This window comes from Clostridium cylindrosporum DSM 605, from assembly GCF_001047375.1.
Taxonomy (GTDB): Bacteria; Bacillota; Clostridia; order Clostridiales; family Caloramatoraceae; genus Clostridium_AB; species Clostridium_AB cylindrosporum.
The window spans coordinates 205,199-224,968 of the sequence record NZ_LFVU01000026.1 but is presented as its reverse complement, the minus strand read 5'-3'; the positions used below and the strand labels follow the sequence as shown (position 1 = coordinate 224,968).

The following is a 19,770-nucleotide window of genomic DNA, read 5'->3' as shown; positions in this document are numbered from 1 at the left end:
TGTAATTAATATATTAAAAGTTACTATACCACATAATTATACATAACTACACCTTAAGAAATTATATAAGAATAACCCTATCATATAACCATGATAGGGTTATTCAGCTATTTATTCTCTATGTCGGTGACCTGGTCTTTCCTGAATTGGCTTACTTTCATATGGTAGGTTTAATGCATTAGCTACAGCCTCCATAATTCCATTACTACTATAAGTAGCCCCTGAAACTGCATCTACATCAACTGACTGATTAGATACTATTTCACTAATAACCGTATCTGTAGCCCTGTCTAGAAACCTATCATCATCCTCTGATGAAATAAGCTGAACATCTGTAATCTTTCCACCTGAAACCTTAACTTCTACAGTTGTGCTTCCACGGAAACCTGTTCCAGCACCTTCATATGTGCCATCTTTATAGGTACCCTTTGCATTTGAGGACTTAGAAGAAGTAACTACTTCATGTACACCTTGTGTACTACTTGATACCTCAAGTGTACTTGAAGCTAAATTACCTAGGTAAAAGAATCCAATCATTGTCGCCGCTGCAACTGTGCCTGCAGCTTCAGGAGTAACTTCTAATTTAGTTAGCTTTGAATTAACATTTTCCCTTGGACAAGCATCTACACATTTAAAGCAGTTTATACATTCTCCAGAATGAATAACATCTTTCTTGTATAAAGAAATCCCCATACTACATTCTTTAGTACATACACGGCAAGCACCGCACTTGCTTTTTTCCTTGTTAATATTAAATATTCTTATCCTTGAAACTATAGCAAAAACAGCACCTAGTGGACATATATATCTACAGAAAAATCTTTCAATAAATAGTGATGCTGAAACTAATGCTAATAGCAGTATAGCTCCTGGTAAAAAATCTGTAATAACTAATTTTAGATTTAGCATCCCATCAAATGATACTACCATCCCAAAGACATCCCAAGGATTGTATCCTTTAGGTACAGTCACTATTTGAAGAGTCCATATAAATATAACTGAAATACCTAAAACAATATACTTTATACCCTTTAACAAAAAATCAACTTTCTCTGGGAGAGTTAATGACCTTCCTCTTAGGGTTTTTGTAATATTAAATAATAAATCCTGCAAGCTACCAAATGAACACATCCATCCACAGAAAAATCTTCCTAGTATCATTGTAATAGGAACTATAGCTACCACTAGTAATATATCAGGTAAAAGTCCTTTAAAACTTGTTGTATGATGAATAATTCCACTAAATACATTTTTTACACTTGTGTAAGTACTTATAAATAACCCTGGAAGTAGTACAAAACATATTGCCTGAATAATTGTCCTAATCCATGCCATTTCTTTTATTCTTTTCATAGAATCTTCCTTTCAAATTTATTCTTAAATCTTCATATTCGCAAAGTCTTTAGTTGCGAAAACGCGCTTATCATCTAAAATGAATAATGCCTCAAGACCAAGTCTTTGAACCAAATCCATACCCTTTTCATATCCAATTACAAACAATGCAGTAGTTAGGGCGTCTAGTTCCATAGAGCATTCTCCCTTAAGGGAAACGCTAAGTAGAGAGTTTGTAGGGGATAAGGTCTTTGGATCTAATATATGATGATACCTATGTCCATCTTTAATAAAAAATCTTTCATTAACCCCTGAGGTTACAAGTGATAAATCATTAAGTTCTATAAATCCTATCATTTCCCCACGAAGCCCTAGGGGATTTTGAATACCAACTTTAAATGCTTCACCATCTCTTCTCCCCCCTATAGCCATTACATTTCCTCCAAGGTTTATAAGGGTATGTTTAACACCTTTAGATATAAGATATCTTTTTATCTTATCCGCAGCATATCCCTTAGCTATACCTCCAAGATCAATTCCCTGACCCCTTTTACTAAGCATTACCTGACACTTATCCTTACTTATTCTAATATCACGATAATTTACTAATGACTGAATTCTTCTTAGCCTTGATATCTTAGGAATAACATGTTTACATAAGACATTCCAAATCCTAAACCTATACCTTTCTCTTGATTCTACTTTCCCAATATTCCATAGCTTTACTCCTGGGCGAATAGTTATATCAAATGCACCCTCTGTAATCTCAGAGAAATAAACAGCTTTTTCTATAAGCATTAAGGTTTCTTCACTTACCTCAACTAGACGAATCCCTGCATTTTTATTTATAAGACTTACTTCACTATTAGCTTTAAAAACAGATAATTTGTCATCTAGCTTAAGTGCAATATCTACAGCTTCATCTAAAATGTCCTTAGAAATATCATCTTGAATAGCAATAGTGTTCATAGTCCCAAAGGCTATAAATGTCCTTTCCATGTAAACACCTCCACTATAATCATTTAATTTATAGCTAAGTATATATATTTAATGTGATGAGCATATGATTGTTAAATGAATTTAAACTGGATTGCTTAAATTAGTACAAATTAAAAAAGCCTTTGCAGACATTTTATCTGCAAAGACTTTAATTCTCAAAAACTTCTTTAAACTAAACATATATATTTAAGTTCAATTTATATTTTACTTATTAGCACTAAGTAATTTGTCTAATACAATACCTAGCGCTATTCCAAATATATAACACAATAAGTCACTATATAAAAAGCCAAACCCTAAAACTAGTCCACCAAGCATAGTAGCTCTTATACTATCAATCCATGGAGAATGATAAAGTTGACTTATCTCTATTCCATATGAAAATACAATGGCACAAACTGCATTAAATAAAGTGGACCTTTTATTAAATATTAAAGAGATTAATAGAAACACCATTAATGCCCATAAAACATCCCCTGAATAAGTCTTAATAAAATTAGGTAAGCTATTAATCTTCCTAGACATTAAACCTAGTATAATCACAATTATAGATGCAATTAAGTATATAATTCTATTTCTTTTCATAATTTCAATATTCCATTCTCTGATAATATTTATATTTTCAGGTTATAGAACTCTTAATACTTTTACAAGATATAATTTTATTATTTTTGTTCCTTAATAACTCCCTTTTGGTAAGCATCTAAAAGCAGCTCTAAATCCTTTATCTCACTTCTTAGTTCTTCACCAAGGTCTGTATCTCCTACTCTTTTTCTTTCAACTTCACGCTCTAATACTACAGTAGTTGAAAGAATATCCTTTTCCTCTTCAATAGCTTTTTGAGCTGACTCAAAGGATTCATGTGATACTAGTAAAAGACCATATGAGTTATATATAAGTGTATATCCAGCTATTCCAGTTGTGCTTTGGTAAGCCCTTGAGAATCCACCATCTATAACTAATAATTTACCATTTGCCTTTATAGGACTTTCACCTTTTTTTAGTTTAACAGGAACATGTCCATTAACTATATGAGAAACCTCAGGATTTAATCCAAATTCCTTTAAAATCATATTACACATTTCTTCAGTATCTTGATACTTAAAGTAAGGATCCTTGTTCTCAACATGGGCTTCCTTCTCCTCTATAAAATACCTTTCGAAGGTAGTCATTTTATCCTTACCGAATAAAGGAGAATCTGAACCAGTCCATAGGTACCAAATTAAATCCATACCATATAACTTAGCTTCAGGATTATTTTTATAGAAATACCCTTCCCTTACTAACATGTCTATTCTATCTAAGTAAGCCTTACCACTGTATTCCTTTCCTGATGCACCTATCTTTACCTTTTTAAAGCTTCCATCTTCATTTAATGGAATACATGCATGATACATTAGGTTAGAGTTACACTTTAGGTATACACTACCCTTAGCAAATAGGAACCTAACGTGTTTTTGAAGTCTTTCACTATTAACAAATGATGACTTAAGCTTTTCCATAAGTTCCTTTTCTTCTGGACTTAGTTCATATGGGTTCTCAGGATTTATAGTTGAGAAATTGTTGTCCTTTAACTTATATATCTTCCCATCTATATTAATTGTACCCTCTTTATAATCAATATTATTTAATAGAAGTCTATCATCCATACCTAGATGAGGGCGTCTTTTGATTATTTCCCCTTCTAATTTAAACTGTAAAATAGATATAGCTTTATGCATCTTAGCTATAAGCTTTATGTCCTTTTCGCTATAATCCATGTTGTTATCAACCTTTGGCTTAAAGCACTTGCAATCATCATTCTTATAGAATTCTAAGGCAAATGTAGCTAGGGGAAGAAGGTTAATTCCATATCCATCTTCTATAGTGTCTAAGTTCACGTATCTCGCGCATATTCTAAGAACAGTTGCTATGCAGGCTTCACTTCCAGCAGCTGCCCCCATCCACAGAATGTCATGGTTACCCCATTGAATATCTACATTGTGATAATTTATAAGTGTATCCATTACAATATCTGCACCAGGGCCTCTATCAAATATGTCTCCTACAATATGAAGTCTATCTATTACAAGCCTTTGTATAAGCTTCGATATTGCAGTTATAAATTCATTAGCACGTCCAATTCTAATTATCGTCTTTATAATTTCACTATAATATTCTTCCTTATCAATCCTATCAGGACGCTCATGTAAAAGCTCCTCTATTATATATGCAAAATCCTTTGGCAAAGCCTTTCTTACCTTGTGTCTAGTATACTTAGAAGCTACATGTCTACATATCTCAACTAATCTATATAGAGTAACCTTGTACCAATCATCGATATTTTGCTCATTTTTAAGAATAAGTTCAAGCTTTTGTTCTGGATAATAAATAAGTGTTGCTAGGCTTTTTACATCTTTTTCAGTTAAAGAGTTTCCTAATGAATCCTTTATCTTACGCTTTATAACCCCTGATGCATTTTTCAATACATGGTTAAAGGCTTCATACTCACCATGAATATCTGTTAAAAAATGCTCAGTCCCCTTAGGAAGGTTTAGTACTGCCTGTAGGTTTATTATCTCTGTACAAGCTGCAGCTATAGTTGGATATTGCTTTGATAAAAGCTTTAAATATCTAAGTTCACCTTCAAACTCTTGAATGATATCATCATCAGCATAAACCATTATAATTCCTCCATACTATTACGTTTATTATTTTATCTTTCTAAGAACATTTTACATAGAAATATAATTAATTTAAACATATATTAATAAACTATCTTTTATTCCCTGGAAAATCATGCTATATTTATTTTTCAATTTAGGTAATTAAAAGATATTTTTTACTTTTGCTGTAAGAAATCAGGTAGATACTTCGTTTATATAGATAAAGGCTCTCAAATACAGGTAAAGGAGATAGAAGATTTGAAAATAACTGAAACTAACCTAGCTAAGCAATTGCAAAATAGGAATTTAAAAGCCTTGGACTTTTTAGTTGATACATATAGTAACCTGTTGTATAAGGTTATATACAAAGTTCTAGGAAGTTACGATGAAAAAGAAATAATTGAAGAATGCTTAAATGATGTACTCCTCGCTATATGGGATAACTCAAATATGTTTTCAGGAAAACCTGAAAAATTCATTCATTGGATTTGCGTAATTGCTAAATATAAGGCTATAGACTATCAAAGAAAAATTTCAAAGAATAAAGAAGTAATTAATATTAATGATTGTGTAATTGCCTCTGACTTTACAACAGAGGATAAGATACTCATAAATGAAAATAGGAAAGAGATACTTGCCTATATTAATGAAATGAATGAAATTGATAGAAAGATATTTTTAATGAGATTTTACCTAGAAGAAAGCATAAATGGCATCGCAGTTAAACTTTCTGTATCAAGAAACGTTGTGGATACAAGGCTTTCAAGGGGTAAAAAATTATTAAAACAAAAATTACTATCTTCTCAAAGGGAGGAAACCATTAATGAGCAATATATACAAGAAATTTAATGATATAGAAGTTGATTTAGATGAGATAAATTCAGTTAATCTAGAACTTGATGATATAGCTAAGAAGAGAATTAAAAACAATATAAAAAATTCAATTAAAGTAAAAAAACACAGAGTTATATTTAAAACTAGATTAATTGTATCTGGGATATTACTAATTCTTCTATCCTCATCAATTATACCTAAGCTTTCATTTACTGCACTTGCTGAAAATATACCAATACTAAATTCAGTATTCAAGAGCTTTGATTCCTCATATGGAGGAAACTTTGAAGATTATACTCAGGTCGTAGGAAAAGTAAAAAAGGACAAAGGATATGAGGTTAAAATAGATGAAGTAGTTATGGATGACTTTAGCTTTAGGTTAATATACACAATAAAATCCGATAAAAAGTTCTCTGAAATCACTAAAGGTTGGACTACTTCATACCCATATACTCCTGGTAAAAGTATAAAGTTTAATGGTAAGGACTTTGGCGGTGCATCAAGGGCTAATTATAAAATAATTAATGATTATACTGTTCAGGTAATTGAAGATTATGATATATACACAAAAAATATTTCACAAAACCTTGATGTAGAAATTGATTTTAAAAAAGTTAATAGAATTAATGGAAATTGGAAATTTGGTTTCTTTTACTCTAAGGAAAAAATCTCTAAAAGTATTAAAACATATTTCCTTAACAAGCAACTTATAATTAAAAATGATAATGGAAAGAATGTTACTTTCACATTCGAAAAGTTAAGCTTCTCTCCAATATCTACAGTTATTCTATTTAGTGCAAATAATTCTGACTTTGATAGTAGTAAATTAAAATTTAAAAATGAAAACGAAAATGTTATCGAAGTTATTGGAGGAAGTGGTTATGGTGATGACTTCTGGGGATATAGTGGTTTAGAGAAATTTAAACCTATGAAGAAAATTCCTAGTAAAATTATAGTAGAATATGATGATAAAAACTCACCAAACTTTAGGAGAATTGAATTGCCTTTAAAATAAATTATTAAAGGGTCTGTCTCAAAATAGAAAGTAACTTCTATAGCGAGACAGCCCCCTTTAACATAAAGCTTTTTATATTAAGTTTTATAAAGATATTTTTCTAGTATACATTTAATTCATATATATCAGAAAACTCTATGTTTATCCTATCTACATTCATATCCTTAGTTGCAGCTACTTCATCTACAATGTTCTCATCAACTACTTTTACAGGTAATTCAATTATAAATTCACTACCTTTACCTATTTCACTTTTTAGTGAAATACTTCCTCCATGCTTTTCTATTATTGATTTAACAAGGGCAAGACCTATTCCACTACCCTCTTTTTGTCTTGTTAAGGTAGAGTCAACCTGTCTAAATCTATCGAAAACTATATCTATCTTATCCTTTGGTATGCCAACACCACTATCCTTTACGGATATAACTACGGAATCTTCCTTATCTTTTATATATACTTCTATTTCACCCTTTGCATCTGTATACTTAATTGCATTTGATAATAGATTAAGCATTACTCTTTCTAACTGTTCACCATCACATGCAATAGTCTTCACCTCTATATCGGTATCAAAAACTAGAGAAATATCTTTGCTCTTAACGTACTCTGCTACTGATAATGTAATATCTTCAATAACAGAAACAATATTATGGTTTCTAATTTTCATCTCTGTATAACCTGCATCGATTTTAGTAATATCTATAAGGTTATTAGCGAGTTTTATTAATCTATAACAGTTTTGTTTCATCATCTTAATGTACTTATTAGAAAACCCATTTACACACTCTGAACTACCTTCATTTGTGTATGCCGCTAGCTGTATAACCCCTAAAATAATATTAATTGGGGTTTTAAGTTCGTGGGATACAGTACAGAAAAAGTCAGTTTTCAGTTGATCAAATTCTCTTGCTTTTTCTAGTGAAGCTTGTCTTATCTCTACCTGCTTTTGTAGTTCTTCAATTTTCCTCTTCTCAGTAATATCTCTATATACAATTACTCTTCCTTGAATAGTGTTGTTATCGAAAAGAGGAACAGATGATGTTTCTATTATTCTTCCATCTTTTAGATACATATACTGTATATATTCTTTCTCTATTTTCCACTCATTTTTAATATGATCTAAAAATTCCTCTGGATTCTCAATTTGCTTCATAACAAAATCTATAACTTCATGATTAGTAGTTTTAGAATTAACATCAAAGGGGATATTTAGCATATTTATAAATTGATTATTTACACGTAGTATCTTTCCATTATTATTTATAACTAATATCCCATCTACTACAGATTCTAATATTCCATTTAATATTTGTTTCTTCCTTTGCCTCTCAACTTCAACTTTTTTTCTTTCTTCACATTCTAAGGCTAGTCTATTAACTAAACTTTCTAGTCTTTCGTTCTTATTACTTAAAATATTATTTAATTCAATAAGAGAATAGTGAGGCTCTTGAAGGCTTGATCGAACTAAAGCAATATATATATAATAAAAAGATAATAACTCAAATACATGTCCTATAACACTATAAAAGTCACCAACGCTACTATAAAAAAGAAAAATTAACTCTGATATTGCTTTAAATACTATAGAAAAATTCAAAGCTTTATCAGCCTTACTTAGATTCTTAGGTTTGTTCTTTATTAGATATAAAAGTCCAATTAATAGAATTCCACAATTAATATACCCAATTATTAATTTAAAATGAGTAAATCCAACGCCCTCTATATAAACAGCTGGAAAAACATGCAGATAAAATATAGAAATAAGAACTAACCCTAATATAAGTGAATATGTAAATAATAATCTTGCTAAACTATATCTCTTATGTGGTAACATAAAACAAATTAAAAAAGATATACTTTGTATATATGTACCAACCAGCCATAGTTGTATAGAAGTATTGAAGGTCAATATATTACTTATATTCATCCCTTTATATCCTAGTAGATGTATTAAGCTAGTAAAGGCTATAAACCCAAAGGCTACTCCAAGAAATATTATTCTATTATCCTTGTTTAAATTATAGGTATTAATAGAAATTATGCTCATAGCAAAACCAATTATAACCCCAACTAACTCTATTACAGTATGATACACCAAGAAATTCTTATTACCTAAATATATAGACCCTGCAAATAGCACTATATATATAAGCGCACTAAGATATCTACTTCTTAACCTATCTAAAAACTTTTCTTTAATATTAGTAATCTCCATTTTGAACACTCTTAATTATTACCTTTCTAAAACGCATATACATTCTATATACTTTATGAAATAAAGTAATTTATTTACATAAATATATCCACTGTAAAATAATATCAGAATGTTCCTCATTTTTCAATCTATATCAACATATTACAACAAAGACATCTACAAATACTGCAGATGTCTTTGATTTATATAATGCTATTATGATAAGAATAGTTTTAAATCTTCATCAACTGTTCCAATTCCAGCTATTCCAAAGTTTTCAACTAGTACCTTAGCTACATTTGGTGAAAGGAAAGCTGGTAGAGTTGGTCCTAGGTGTATGTTCTTAACTCCTAGGTGTAGCAGAGCAAGTAAAACTATTACAGCCTTTTGCTCATACCATGCGATATTATATGCAATTGGTAATTCATTAATATCTTCAAGTTCGAATATTTCCTTAAGTTTAAGTGCTATAACTGCTAGTGAATATGAGTCGTTACATTGACCAGCATCAAGAACTCTTGGAATTCCCCCTATATCACCTAAATCAAGTTTGTTGTATTTATACTTCGCGCAACCTGCTGTTAATATAACAGTATCCTTTGGTAGTTTTGAAGCAAATTCAGCATAGTAATCTCTAGACTTCATTCTACCGTCACAACCTGCCATTACGAAGAACTTCTTAATAGCACCTGTTTTAACTGCTTCTACTACCTTATCTGCTACTGCAAATACCTGTGCATGTGCGAATCCACCTACTATTTTACCCTTTTCAATTTCTACTGGTGGTTTACATTTCTTAGCCATTTCAATAACCTTTGAGAAATCCTTCTTACCGTTTTTATCTTCTTCTATATGAGTACATCCTGGGTATCCTGATGCACCTGTAGTAAATATTCTCTTTCTTATTTCCTCATCTCTTGGTGGAACTATACAGTTTGTTGTAAATAGTATAGGACCATTAAATGTCTTAAACTCTTCTAATTGCTTCCACCATGCATTTCCGTAATTTCCTACAAAGTGATCATACTTCTTAAATGCTGGGTAGTAATTAGCTGGTAGCATTTCACTATGAGTATATACATCTACTCCAGTACCATTTGTTTGTTCTAATAGTTGTTCCATGTCGTTTAGATCATGTCCACTAATAAGAATTGCTGGGTTATTTCTAACACCTATATTAACCTCTGTAATTTCTGGGTTACCGAATCTTGATGTATTAGCCTTATCTAGTAGAGCCATTACATCAACACCGTATTTACCTGTTTCAAGTGTTAGAGCTATTAAATCTCCACTGCTTAGTGAATCATCAACTAGTGCTGCCATAGCCTTGTGCACAAATTTATATATATCTTCACTTTCAAATTTTAGGTTAGCTGCATGATGAGCATATGCAGTTAGACCTTTTAGTCCATAAGTGATTAGTTCTCTAAGAGATCTTAAATCTTCGTTATCAGTTGAAAGAACTCCAACTTCCTTAGCATTTGCCTTAGCCTTAATATCTTCAGATGTTTTAGCTGTCCATCTTACTACATCTAGAGCCTTATCGAACTTAATCTTCTTAGCTGCTAGTTTATCCTTTAGGCTGTCTCTTAATTTTAAACCTTTTAGTATTTCTTCTACGAATCTTTCATCATCAAAGTTTGCGTTAGTGATTGTCATAAATAGTCCATTCATAACAAATTCATCAGCATCCTTTGTTTTGATTCCTGCATTATTCGCCTTATTAGCTAGGTATGAAATTCCCTTTAGTGTATAAACTAAAGTATCTTGTAGTCCTGCTGTTTCTGGCTTCTTTCCACAAACACCAACTTTAGAACATCCCTTTCCCCCTGCTGCTTCTTGGCATTGGAAACAGAACATTTGCTGAATTTCAGCTTCACTTTTACCGAAGTATTTTTTATATTTATTTATTAAACAATTAATCATATTTATATCTTCTCCTTCTAATTGCTTCTAATAATATTTCTTATATTTCTTCTTAACTACTGCTTGTTAAGTAATGTTGTCTTGACTTGTTAATCATAGTATAATACACTCTAATAAAAGTTTATGTTGCAATTGCAACTTAAGAGGTGATTTTTTTGAAAAATATATATGATACTAATTCTCCACTATTTGATGGCCTAAATGAAAAGGAAATAAGTTACGCCTTAAATTGTCTCGACGTAAAGGAAAAGGAATTCCCAAAGGGTTCTTATATCTGGCATGATGGTGACAGTGCTGACTACTTTGGAATTGTTGTTAAAGGACAAATTAACATTATAAAAGAAGATATACTTGGAAATAGAATTGTTATATCAAGCACTTCACCATCTCAGGTATTTGGCGAGGCATTTTGCATAGGAAAGGTTGATGCATATGAAGTGTCAGCTCAAGCAGTTGTTGATAGTACTGTTCTTCTCATAAGAGGTGAGAAGATAACTTCAGTATGTAGTAATGCATGTAGTTTTCATAAGAAAATAATTGATAATATGCTTAAACTAGTAGCCAAGAAAAATCTTAACCTAAATAATAGAATACACTGTATAACTAAGAAAACAACTAAGGAAAAGCTGCTTTTTTATTTAGTATCTGAAATGCATATAGACAAAAAAACAGAGGTAACTATACCATTTAATAGAGAGGAACTTGCTAACTACTTAGCAGTGAATCGTAGTGCCCTATCTAGAGAACTTTCTGAACTACAAAAAGAAGGGATAATCTCATACCATAGAGATAGATTTAAGTTGTTGGATATTAAAAAGCTACAGGAAGTATATTTTAATTTTTCTGATATATAAGATATATTTTAACCCGAATACTTTATATAATTCTACGCATACTTCTACTAAACTTATAAATTCTAATTAAGTTTTAATGATAAAAATTTTTAATATAGAACTTATAAAGCTTTTGAGAGGTGTAGAAAAATGAGTAAATCAACAGGTCTTTTATTAACTAAACTTATTGCTACTCTAGTTGCTACTTGGATTTCTTTTTCACTAATTGCTAATAATATCCTTGCATTTGTACTAACACTCTCCGTAGTTGTTACAGTTTTAAATTACTTAGTAGGTGAATTGTTTGTTCTTCGCAACTTTGGAAATCTCACAGCTACTATATCTGATAGTGGACTCGCTATGATAACAGCTTATATAGTAGGTTCATTTGCTGCTAGCTTCAATGCTAATATAATTTCCTTTATTACCTATGGAGTTCTTATAGCTATTATAGAATATTTTCTTCATATGTATATACTTAGAACTAAAGAGGTTGCACCAAATCCTAATGACGACTTATTTCGTAGTAATAGAGTTAACTATAATACTGAAGCAGGAAATGAAATTAATCCAGATATAAATAGTAGCAATACAGATAATAAGATTAATAAGCAAAAGACTAAAAACTAAAATATATTTAGACTCTTCCAAATATTAAAACCAGAATATTTTACAGATTTCTACACATACTTTTATTAGCCTTACAATCTAAAAATCAACTTTGAAAGGGGTAATAAAATGAGTAGAACATCAACCGCATTATTAATTAAGTTTTTACTAACACTAGCAGCCGCTTGGATTGCATTTTCATTATTTGGAGCTACTGGTGCATTTACATTTGTACTAGTAGTTGGAGTAGTGGGTACTATAATAAACTATTTACTTGGAGACTTACTAATCCTTCGTAATTTAGGAAATATAGTAGGTTGTATATGTGATGGTATTATTTCTATCCTAACAGCTTATGCTATAGCAGTTATATACGGTATTAGATTCCCTGCAACTGCTTATATTCTCTTTGGAGTTATTATAGCTGTAGGTGAATATTTCTTCCATGCATACTTGGCTAAAAACGAAGACTTTTCCCCCAAATATGAATCTGACGTATTAGAGAATCAAAAGCCGAATTTCAACATGGAAGCAGGAGAAGACCTTGGTGCTGATGATAATATAATAGTTAGAGATCTAAGAGAGCATTCAAGTAATTCAAATAATACAAATAATGTATCTTGTAATAAGGATACTAAGAACCAACGTAAAAAAAATAAATAGTTATTTAAAAAGTGGTCTATCATGTGGATAGGCCATTTTTAAATTATATTAAACACCTTTGACTATGGGATAAATTAAGGAGAGTTAATATTATGTTTATAGATAGAAAAGATGCAGGAGAAAAGCTTTCTGTAGTTCTTGAGAAATTCAAAGATGATAATCCAATTGTTCTTGCTATACCAAGGGGAGGAATAGTAACAGCCTATGACACTATTAAAAGGCTTGGATTCGACTGGGATTTAATTATACCAAGAAAAATCGGTGCCCCTCAAAATAAAGAAGTTGCTATTGGTGCTATTTCCTTAGATGGAACCTATCTTTTTAATGAAAGATACCTAGATATGCTAAATATCTCCCATGACTATTTAGGTGAAGAGATATCAAAGCAAACAGAAGAGATTAAAAGAAGACTGAAAAAATATAAAGGAAATGAAGATTTCCCTGATGTAAATAAAAGAACAGTTATAATTATCGATGATGGAATTGCAACTGGCTTTACTATACAAGCTGCTATAGAATCAATTAAAAAACATAATGCAAAGAAAATTATCCTAGCAGTACCAGTAGGTGCTCAGGATGTAATATCACAGCTTGAAGAAATTGTAGATGAAGTTATATGCCTAATAGTACCCTACGACTTTTATGCTGTTGGGGCATACTACGAAAACTTCCAGCAAACTACCGATGAAGAAGTTATTAATATAGTAGATGAACTTAAAACAAAATAGGCTTATTATAGAAAGAGATGATTATCATGTTAAGATAGTCATCTCTTTCTTCACCATTTAAGATATATACTTATAATTGCACCTTTTTTAGTAAATCACATATTATAATGTGAAAATAATAGGAAAGGATGTTTATTTTATGGGAAACTACTATAACAATGATTACGATAGAGAATATGAAAGACGAGATACCTATAGATATGATAATGAAGATAATTATTACCATGAACATAATAGACATCACCAATGTGATAATCATATTAAACCAAGCATAGTCAAGCCCTCACTAGACTATAACGTTTCTGTTCCAATTAGCCTAGCTAAATCTTTAGAAGGAAAATACTTTGTTGGTCATGTTGAAAACTTAACATTTGGAAGATGTACTGGGGCCTGGGCTAGGCTATATAACCCTAAAGATTCAGGGGTAAACCTACATGTAACAGTTTGGACTGTATCAGATTTATCTGAATCTCCTTTTCGTGCTGGAATCTGGTTTAATACGAATCCCCCTGGAGTACCTTATAAATCAAATTTCGTAACCCCTGCGAATTTAGCACTTCACCCTTTACCTAAATCAAGGATAAAACTTCAGTATTCAAAAGATGTTACAGGAGAACCTAATGGAGGAGATGAAGCTTACTTTAGAATTGGACAACCTGGCTCAACCCTGGTATCCGAAGAAGATGGTAAATTTATTTTCCACCTGGAGGTTCCTTTTTAGTGTTTTTATCTAGTATAGATTCACTTAATTCTAGTTCCAAAGCTTCAATAGCACTTGGTTGGTGGGAAGAACCTATTTGTAAGTAGAATCTTAAATTTAAAAGGAATATTCATAGAGAATATTCCTTACTTTATTTTAAGTAGACATTCATAATAGTACTAATTATTTAGATACAGGTGTCATAATATTAAAGTTATGATTTATCCTATCTATTAGAGATACAAATGTATTCCATTTATTAATGTCTCCTTCTACTAATATCTTCGAATTATCTATTTTTTCATTAGTTGTTGCCAAGTTATATAAAACTTCCTTTGGCATAGTAACAGTAACAGCTGCATCCTCTGCTAGGCTATCATTTAAATACCTAAATATCCCTCGTTTAACCTCTGTTGAAGCTGTCTCTTCTCTATCTGGAATAATAAAATTAATTTTGTAATCAAGATCTCCAGCTTTATACCCTTCTATTCGTATACTAAGTAGATAAATAACGTCTTCTATAGGTAAGTTATTTAACACGTCATAGGAAATAAATTCACCTTTAATTGGAATAATACCATAGCGTAGTTCCTGAGCCCCCATTAAGTATTCATTTCTCCAAGGCCCTGATTCCGCAATATATCCTAATTGCTCTAGGGCATCAGCACACAGCATTTTTGCATCTTTATTATTTGGATTCGCATAAATCACTTGCTTTGTAACCTCTGCAACCCATTGGTATTCTCCATCTAAGAAAGACCTTCTAGCCTTCTCTATAACACTATCTTCTCCGCCCATATATTCTACATACTTCTTTGCAGATTCCTCTGGAAGTAATTTATTTAGCTCCACCGGATTCCCGTTATACCATCCTAGATATCTTTGATAAACTGCCTTTGCATTATGAATGACAGTTCCATAAAATTGACTATTATACCATTCATCTGAAAGGCTATCTGGAATCTTAACCATTCTTCCAACCTCTTCAATTGTATGCCCTTTGTTTATAAGTCTTAAAGTTTGATCATTTATATATTGGTATAAATCTCTTTGTTTTTCTAGGTATTCGATGCAGGATTTATTTCCAAATCGAGGCCAATTGTGAACTCCGAATACAGAAGTTAATTTACTTCCCCATAAGTCAATTGCGTTTTGTAAACTTTTAGCCCAGGATATTGCATCTCTAACCTTAGCACCTCTTAATGTTAGTAAATTATGAAGTGTTGCATTGCAATCCTCTGCTATACATAATGAACGTTCACTTGGTATATATACAAACATTTCCGATGGTGCCTCAGTATCTAAGGCTAGTTGAAACTCCATTTTAATTCCATCAACTAATATTTCTGCATATTGTTCATTAATTTCATAAAGATTTTGTGTAAAGGTTACTGTTCCAGTTGATTGCCTTTTTCCAATACCATCATCAATCTGTCCTTTCTTATCTCGAGGTAGTTCTACACCGAACATATAGATGCCTCGTCTAGACATTGCAACACCTGCATTTACATTCTCTTCTAAAGCTGAATGGATAAAATTTTTCGGAGCATAAATCTTAACATCCTTTTTGGTGAAGCTACCTAAAACACCTAATATTCCTCCATAATGATCCTCATGTGAGTGAGTTATAATAACTGCACTAACAGGAATCTCTCCGAAATAATCATTAACTAAATCTATGGCTGCTTCTGCAGTTTCCTTTGAACTTAAACAATCAATTACAATCCAGCCACTATCGCCTTTAACAAATGTCATATTAGCAAGATCAAAGCCTCTAACCTGATATATATTATCTGTAACCTTAAATAGTCCCACATTTAGATTTAGATTACCTTGTATCCATAGCTTTGGATTTACGGTATAAGGTATAACATTATTTAATAAAAAATCATAACTTCTTAAGTCCCAAACAGGAATTAAAGAGTCCTCACTTTTAATTACAGGTAAGTTTGCATTAAGGAGCATTCCTTTCTTTGCTAAATTATTTTCATTTTGTACTTTATCCCAATTTATTTTTTTATATGTTTCTTCATTTATAAGCTTTGTTTTATATGTTGCATTTTTTCTTAAATCTTTAATTCTTATCTCTTCATTTTGGTTATGATTAAAATTCATAATATCCCCCTTTTTATGAATTTCTTTTCTTCATTTATAACTATAAATTATATGCAACTTACTATATATAAATTATTGAAATCTGGATATTTTACAGATTTCTACACATACTTTTAATAAACTTAAAGCTTTTAAAATAGAATTTAACAACTTTAAGTTTATTAAAGAAGTTTCATAGTAGAACTTATAAACTATATTGAAAGGGGTAATAAAATGAGTAAGACATCAACAGCACTATTAATTAAATTTGTGATAACCCTAGTAGTTACTTGGATTGCCTTTTCACTACTTGGTGCTAGTACTTTTACATCTATACTAATAGTTTCTATAGTTGCCACCTTGATAAGTTATGTAATAGGAGATTTAATTGTTCTTCGTAGTTTTGGCAATACAATAGCATCTATAGGTGATGGTTTTCTTGCTATGTTTACAGCCTATCTTATAGGTCTATTCACCTATGGTTTTAGAGCTACTGGAACAGGCTATATTGTTTTTGGGGTTATTATAGCTGTGGCAGAATACTTCTTCCATAAATATCTACTTAATAATAGGGAAGTTGCCCCAAATTCTGATGCTAACCTATTCCAAAGTAACAGAGCTAGCTTTAATATGGAAGCAGGAGAAGACTTCGATATTGATAATATAGGAAATAAGAATAGTACAGATGATAAAATTGATAATGCTATAAGGAATGGCATATATAGTGGTATATACACTGGTATAAATAATGTCACCCCTTCTGATTCTGATGAGGATGAAATAAATAGATAGTTATTTAAAAAGTGATCTATCATTTGGATAGATCACTTTTACTTATAATCATGAAATTTAATTTAAGTATTTCTTTTCAAATTCAGTAACAGTTAAAGGTTTTTCCCATATATATCCCTGCACTTCGTCACACCCTAAATCTCTAAGCCTTTCTAATTGCCAATCTTTTTCTACTCCCTCAGCTATAGTTTCAATCTTCATAGACCTTGCCATCATTATAATAGCTTCAACTATTTGAAATTCTACTTCATCTATAGATATATTATCTATTAATTCCTTTGCTATTTTCAGCCTGTCTATATCATATCTTTTGATATACCCTAATGATGAATATCCTGTGCCAAAATCATCAACAGATATTATAAAGCCTTCTTCAGAAAGCTTATTCAAAACATTTTTTATACCTGTTCCTTTATCCATAGCAACACTTTCGGTTATTTCTATATCTACTAAATTTGGATTCATATCTGTTTTTTTTACTATTTCCTTTAGATTACTTACAAAATCAATAGAATCCATTTGCTTCGGTGAGATATTAATTCCAACTCTAAGACTTTTATTGTAATCTCTATTCCACTTAGATACTTGTTCTATTGCTTTTTTCATAACCCAACTTCCTATTTTAACTATTAGATTTGATTCTTCAGCTATTGGTATAAACTCTCTAGGTGATATAGATCCTTCCTTAGAATTAGACCATCTTACAAGTGCCTCTATTCCAACTAACTCTTTTGTTTTGGTTTTGAATTGAGGTTGATAATAAACTTCAAACTCTTTATCAAATGATATTCTCTTAAGAAGTAATTCTAGTTTGTTTTTTCTTTCTATTTTTCTATGAAGTTCTTGATTATAGAAGGAGTAATTTTTACTTACACATTCCTTTGCATCATACATTGCAATATCTGCATTTTTCATTAATATACCTCTATCTGATTTGCATATCCCAGTAGTTGCAATACCAACACTCATAGAAATATTAAAATTATAGGGTTCTATTATTATAGGCTCTTTACAGGTTTCAATCATTTTCTTTACAAATAGTTCAAGTTTGCTATTCTCAAATATCCCTGATTTTGCAATTACAAACTCATCTCCCCCAAGGCGAGCCAATAGTGTATCTTCTGGCATAATAGACTTTAGCCTACTAGATATTATTTTTAGTACGTTATCACCCATATCATGACCATAGTAATCATTTATAGCCTTGAATCTATCTAAATCTATAAATAATACAGCTATTACTTCCTCAGCTTTTTTCTCAGAAATTAACACTTCTAATTTCTCTATAAAATACCTTCTATTATATAATCCGCTCATAGAATCATGTTGTAATAGTATACTTAACTTTTCATTTGATTCACTTAGGCTTCTTGTCTTCTCTTCTATCTTCTCTTCTAGTATCTTTTTATTAATACTTTGATTCTTAATATATGAACTTGCTGCCCTATGTGTAAATATCACCACTATCATTAGTATAGCCACCAAGTTATCTAGACCTCCAAGTAAATAAAGTATTATCACTACCCCTAGCATAATCCAGCTGTTAACCTGAACTGATTTTACTACTTTATTTTCGTTTTTTTCATAGGTTTGCTTTTTTTCTTTAATTGAAGTTTCTATAAGTCCTCCTACCGCAAATATAACAAATGCTAAGATAAATCCTCCGTCCACAATTGAATTTGGGGTATAAGTACCATTTATCCACTGATGTTCAAGACAAATATCTGCAAAAAAATATGTAAGTGCTCCTAAATATATATAACGAATATCATCTTTTACATTAATAGGTCTAAATGATAAATAGTTCAGACATAATACGCTTATTATGGCAAAATCAATTGTAATATATATAAGTATTATGATTTCTTGAATCGTTTTTAGCTTAAGTTGAAACTGTCTTTTAAGAATCATAATCCAAAATATACTTATAAGTAGTATAACAATTGTAAGTACATCTATTATAAGTTTTTCTTTCTCTATATATCCCATTTTATTCTTAAATAATAGTATTAGAGAGCCTAATATAAATAATCCTGGGATCATATATATATAATCAAACATTAACAACTCTTGTGGTTTTAGCTTTAACGCTATAGCATAATACCCCCATATCATATCTGCTATCACCCAACTAGTTCCAGATAGTAACAAAACTAACCAAGCTATATTATTACTTTTTCTATAAACATTAAATATAATCAAAGTTGCAAAAAAAGCAACTAAAGGAGATAATATATACCCTATCAGGTGATTTTTATATATTAATCCAATTACATATATAATAAATACAACTAATAAAACTACTATCTTACAAATATCCTTCTTAATAAGTTTCATAAATTCACCTTATTCCCACGTAGATTAGTCTAAATGTCTACTATATTTATCGATTTTTTTCTACAATTT

The 19,770-nt window shown here is 30.7% G+C and carries 16 protein-coding genes; 8 read left to right on the top strand and 8 right to left on the bottom strand.

Features of this window, described 5'->3' with window-relative positions; genetic code table 11:
* Positions 1-111: 111 nt before the first annotated feature.
* From CLCY_RS07990 to CLCY_RS07975, 4 genes are all read right to left on the bottom strand, one after another.
* Positions 112-1,353, bottom strand: coding sequence for a 4Fe-4S binding protein (locus tag CLCY_RS07990; RefSeq protein ID WP_048570590.1), 1,242 nt, complete (start codon positions 1,351-1,353; stop codon positions 112-114).
* A gap of 24 nt (positions 1,354-1,377) precedes the next feature.
* Positions 1,378-2,331, bottom strand: a complete 954-nt coding sequence (locus CLCY_RS07985; protein ID WP_048570589.1) for an FAD:protein FMN transferase — start codon at positions 2,329-2,331, stop codon at positions 1,378-1,380.
* A gap of 204 nt (positions 2,332-2,535) precedes the next feature.
* Complete coding sequence (locus tag CLCY_RS07980) at positions 2,536-2,916, bottom strand: ribosomal maturation YjgA family protein (protein WP_048570588.1); 381 nt, start codon at positions 2,914-2,916, stop codon at positions 2,536-2,538.
* Positions 2,917-2,996: 80 nt separating this feature from the next.
* Positions 2,997-4,994 carry a fructose-1,6-bisphosphatase gene (locus CLCY_RS07975; RefSeq protein ID WP_048570587.1) on the bottom strand — a complete coding sequence of 666 codons (1,998 nt, stop codon included), beginning with the start codon at positions 4,992-4,994 and terminating at the stop codon, positions 2,997-2,999.
* Positions 4,995-5,234: 240 nt separating this feature from the next.
* Here CLCY_RS07975 and CLCY_RS07970 point away from each other — a divergent pair, with 240 nt between their 5' ends.
* Positions 5,235-5,825, top strand: coding sequence for a sigma-70 family RNA polymerase sigma factor (locus CLCY_RS07970; RefSeq protein WP_048570586.1), 591 nt, complete (start codon positions 5,235-5,237; stop codon positions 5,823-5,825).
* Positions 5,800-6,825 carry a DUF4179 domain-containing protein gene (locus CLCY_RS07965; protein WP_048570585.1) on the top strand — a complete coding sequence of 342 codons (1,026 nt, stop codon included), beginning with the start codon at positions 5,800-5,802 and terminating at the stop codon, positions 6,823-6,825. The genes CLCY_RS07970 and CLCY_RS07965 overlap by 26 nt, the downstream gene beginning before the upstream one ends.
* A gap of 100 nt (positions 6,826-6,925) precedes the next feature.
* On the opposite strand, the gene CLCY_RS07960 is transcribed toward CLCY_RS07965, so the two are convergent.
* Positions 6,926-9,040, bottom strand: a complete 2,115-nt coding sequence (locus CLCY_RS07960) for an MASE3 domain-containing sensor histidine kinase (protein ID WP_048570584.1) — start codon at positions 9,038-9,040, stop codon at positions 6,926-6,928.
* Positions 9,041-9,235: 195 nt separating this feature from the next.
* Positions 9,236-10,879 carry a hydroxylamine reductase gene (gene hcp, locus CLCY_RS07955; RefSeq protein ID WP_048570680.1) on the bottom strand — a complete coding sequence of 548 codons (1,644 nt, stop codon included), beginning with the start codon at positions 10,877-10,879 and terminating at the stop codon, positions 9,236-9,238.
* Positions 10,880-11,100: 221 nt separating this feature from the next.
* On the opposite strand from hcp, the gene CLCY_RS07950 reads away from it, so the two are divergent.
* The 5 genes from CLCY_RS07950 (at position 11,101) to CLCY_RS07930 (ending at position 14,499) form a co-directional block, all read left to right on the top strand.
* Entirely contained in the window at positions 11,101-11,799 is a 699-nt protein-coding gene (locus CLCY_RS07950) for a Crp/Fnr family transcriptional regulator (protein WP_048570583.1), read from the top strand.
* Between the two features lie 129 nt (positions 11,800-11,928).
* The gene (locus CLCY_RS07945) at positions 11,929-12,408 is read left to right on the top strand and encodes a DUF2512 family protein (RefSeq protein WP_048570582.1); all 480 of its coding nucleotides are present in this window, start codon (positions 11,929-11,931) and stop codon (positions 12,406-12,408) included.
* 108 nt (positions 12,409-12,516) lie between these two features.
* A complete protein-coding gene (locus CLCY_RS07940; protein WP_048570581.1) occupies positions 12,517-13,050 on the top strand; it encodes a DUF2512 family protein in 534 nt (177 codons plus the stop codon).
* 92 nt (positions 13,051-13,142) lie between these two features.
* Complete coding sequence (locus CLCY_RS07935; protein WP_048570580.1) at positions 13,143-13,778, top strand: phosphoribosyltransferase; 636 nt, start codon at positions 13,143-13,145, stop codon at positions 13,776-13,778.
* Positions 13,779-13,917: 139 nt separating this feature from the next.
* Complete coding sequence (locus CLCY_RS07930; protein WP_242844956.1) at positions 13,918-14,499, top strand: DUF6143 family protein; 582 nt, start codon at positions 13,918-13,920, stop codon at positions 14,497-14,499.
* 162 nt (positions 14,500-14,661) lie between these two features.
* Here the strand turns inward: CLCY_RS07930 and CLCY_RS07925 are convergent, their stop codons facing one another.
* Positions 14,662-16,593 carry an alkyl/aryl-sulfatase gene (locus CLCY_RS07925; RefSeq protein ID WP_048570579.1) on the bottom strand — a complete coding sequence of 644 codons (1,932 nt, stop codon included), beginning with the start codon at positions 16,591-16,593 and terminating at the stop codon, positions 14,662-14,664.
* A gap of 213 nt (positions 16,594-16,806) precedes the next feature.
* Here CLCY_RS07925 and CLCY_RS13495 point away from each other — a divergent pair, with 213 nt between their 5' ends.
* On the top strand, positions 16,807-17,364 hold the full coding sequence (locus tag CLCY_RS13495) for a DUF2512 family protein (protein WP_082141756.1): 558 nt from the start codon (positions 16,807-16,809) through the stop codon (positions 17,362-17,364).
* Positions 17,365-17,421: 57 nt separating this feature from the next.
* Here CLCY_RS13495 and CLCY_RS07915 read toward each other — a convergent pair whose 3' ends face one another.
* Positions 17,422-19,701, bottom strand: coding sequence for a putative bifunctional diguanylate cyclase/phosphodiesterase (locus CLCY_RS07915; protein WP_048570578.1), 2,280 nt, complete (start codon positions 19,699-19,701; stop codon positions 17,422-17,424).
* Positions 19,702-19,770 lie beyond the last annotated feature (69 nt).

What these genes read in the sequence shown, in the direction of transcription:
- CLCY_RS07985 (WP_048570589.1), bottom strand. Translation starts at nt 2,331, where the DNA reads ATGGAAAGGACATTTATAGCCTTTGGGACTATGAACACTATTGCTATT.
- CLCY_RS07960 (WP_048570584.1), bottom strand. Translation starts at nt 9,040, where the DNA reads ATGGAGATTACTAATATTAAAGAAAAGTTTTTAGATAGGTTAAGAAGT.
- CLCY_RS07980 (WP_048570588.1), bottom strand. Translation starts at nt 2,916, where the DNA reads ATGAAAAGAAATAGAATTATATACTTAATTGCATCTATAATTGTGATT.
- CLCY_RS07935 (WP_048570580.1), top strand. Translation starts at nt 13,143, where the DNA reads ATGTTTATAGATAGAAAAGATGCAGGAGAAAAGCTTTCTGTAGTTCTT.
- CLCY_RS07975 (WP_048570587.1), bottom strand. Translation starts at nt 4,994, where the DNA reads ATGGTTTATGCTGATGATGATATCATTCAAGAGTTTGAAGGTGAACTT.
- hcp (WP_048570680.1), bottom strand. Translation starts at nt 10,879, where the DNA reads ATGTTCTGTTTCCAATGCCAAGAAGCAGCAGGGGGAAAGGGATGTTCT.
- CLCY_RS07965 (WP_048570585.1), top strand. Translation starts at nt 5,800, where the DNA reads ATGAGCAATATATACAAGAAATTTAATGATATAGAAGTTGATTTAGAT.
- CLCY_RS07930 (WP_242844956.1), top strand. Translation starts at nt 13,918, where the DNA reads ATGGGAAACTACTATAACAATGATTACGATAGAGAATATGAAAGACGA.
- CLCY_RS07990 (WP_048570590.1), bottom strand. Translation starts at nt 1,353, where the DNA reads ATGAAAAGAATAAAAGAAATGGCATGGATTAGGACAATTATTCAGGCA.
- CLCY_RS07940 (WP_048570581.1), top strand. Translation starts at nt 12,517, where the DNA reads ATGAGTAGAACATCAACCGCATTATTAATTAAGTTTTTACTAACACTA.
- CLCY_RS07945 (WP_048570582.1), top strand. Translation starts at nt 11,929, where the DNA reads ATGAGTAAATCAACAGGTCTTTTATTAACTAAACTTATTGCTACTCTA.
- CLCY_RS13495 (WP_082141756.1), top strand. Translation starts at nt 16,807, where the DNA reads ATGAGTAAGACATCAACAGCACTATTAATTAAATTTGTGATAACCCTA.
- CLCY_RS07925 (WP_048570579.1), bottom strand. Translation starts at nt 16,593, where the DNA reads ATGAATTTTAATCATAACCAAAATGAAGAGATAAGAATTAAAGATTTA.
- CLCY_RS07915 (WP_048570578.1), bottom strand. Translation starts at nt 19,701, where the DNA reads ATGAAACTTATTAAGAAGGATATTTGTAAGATAGTAGTTTTATTAGTT.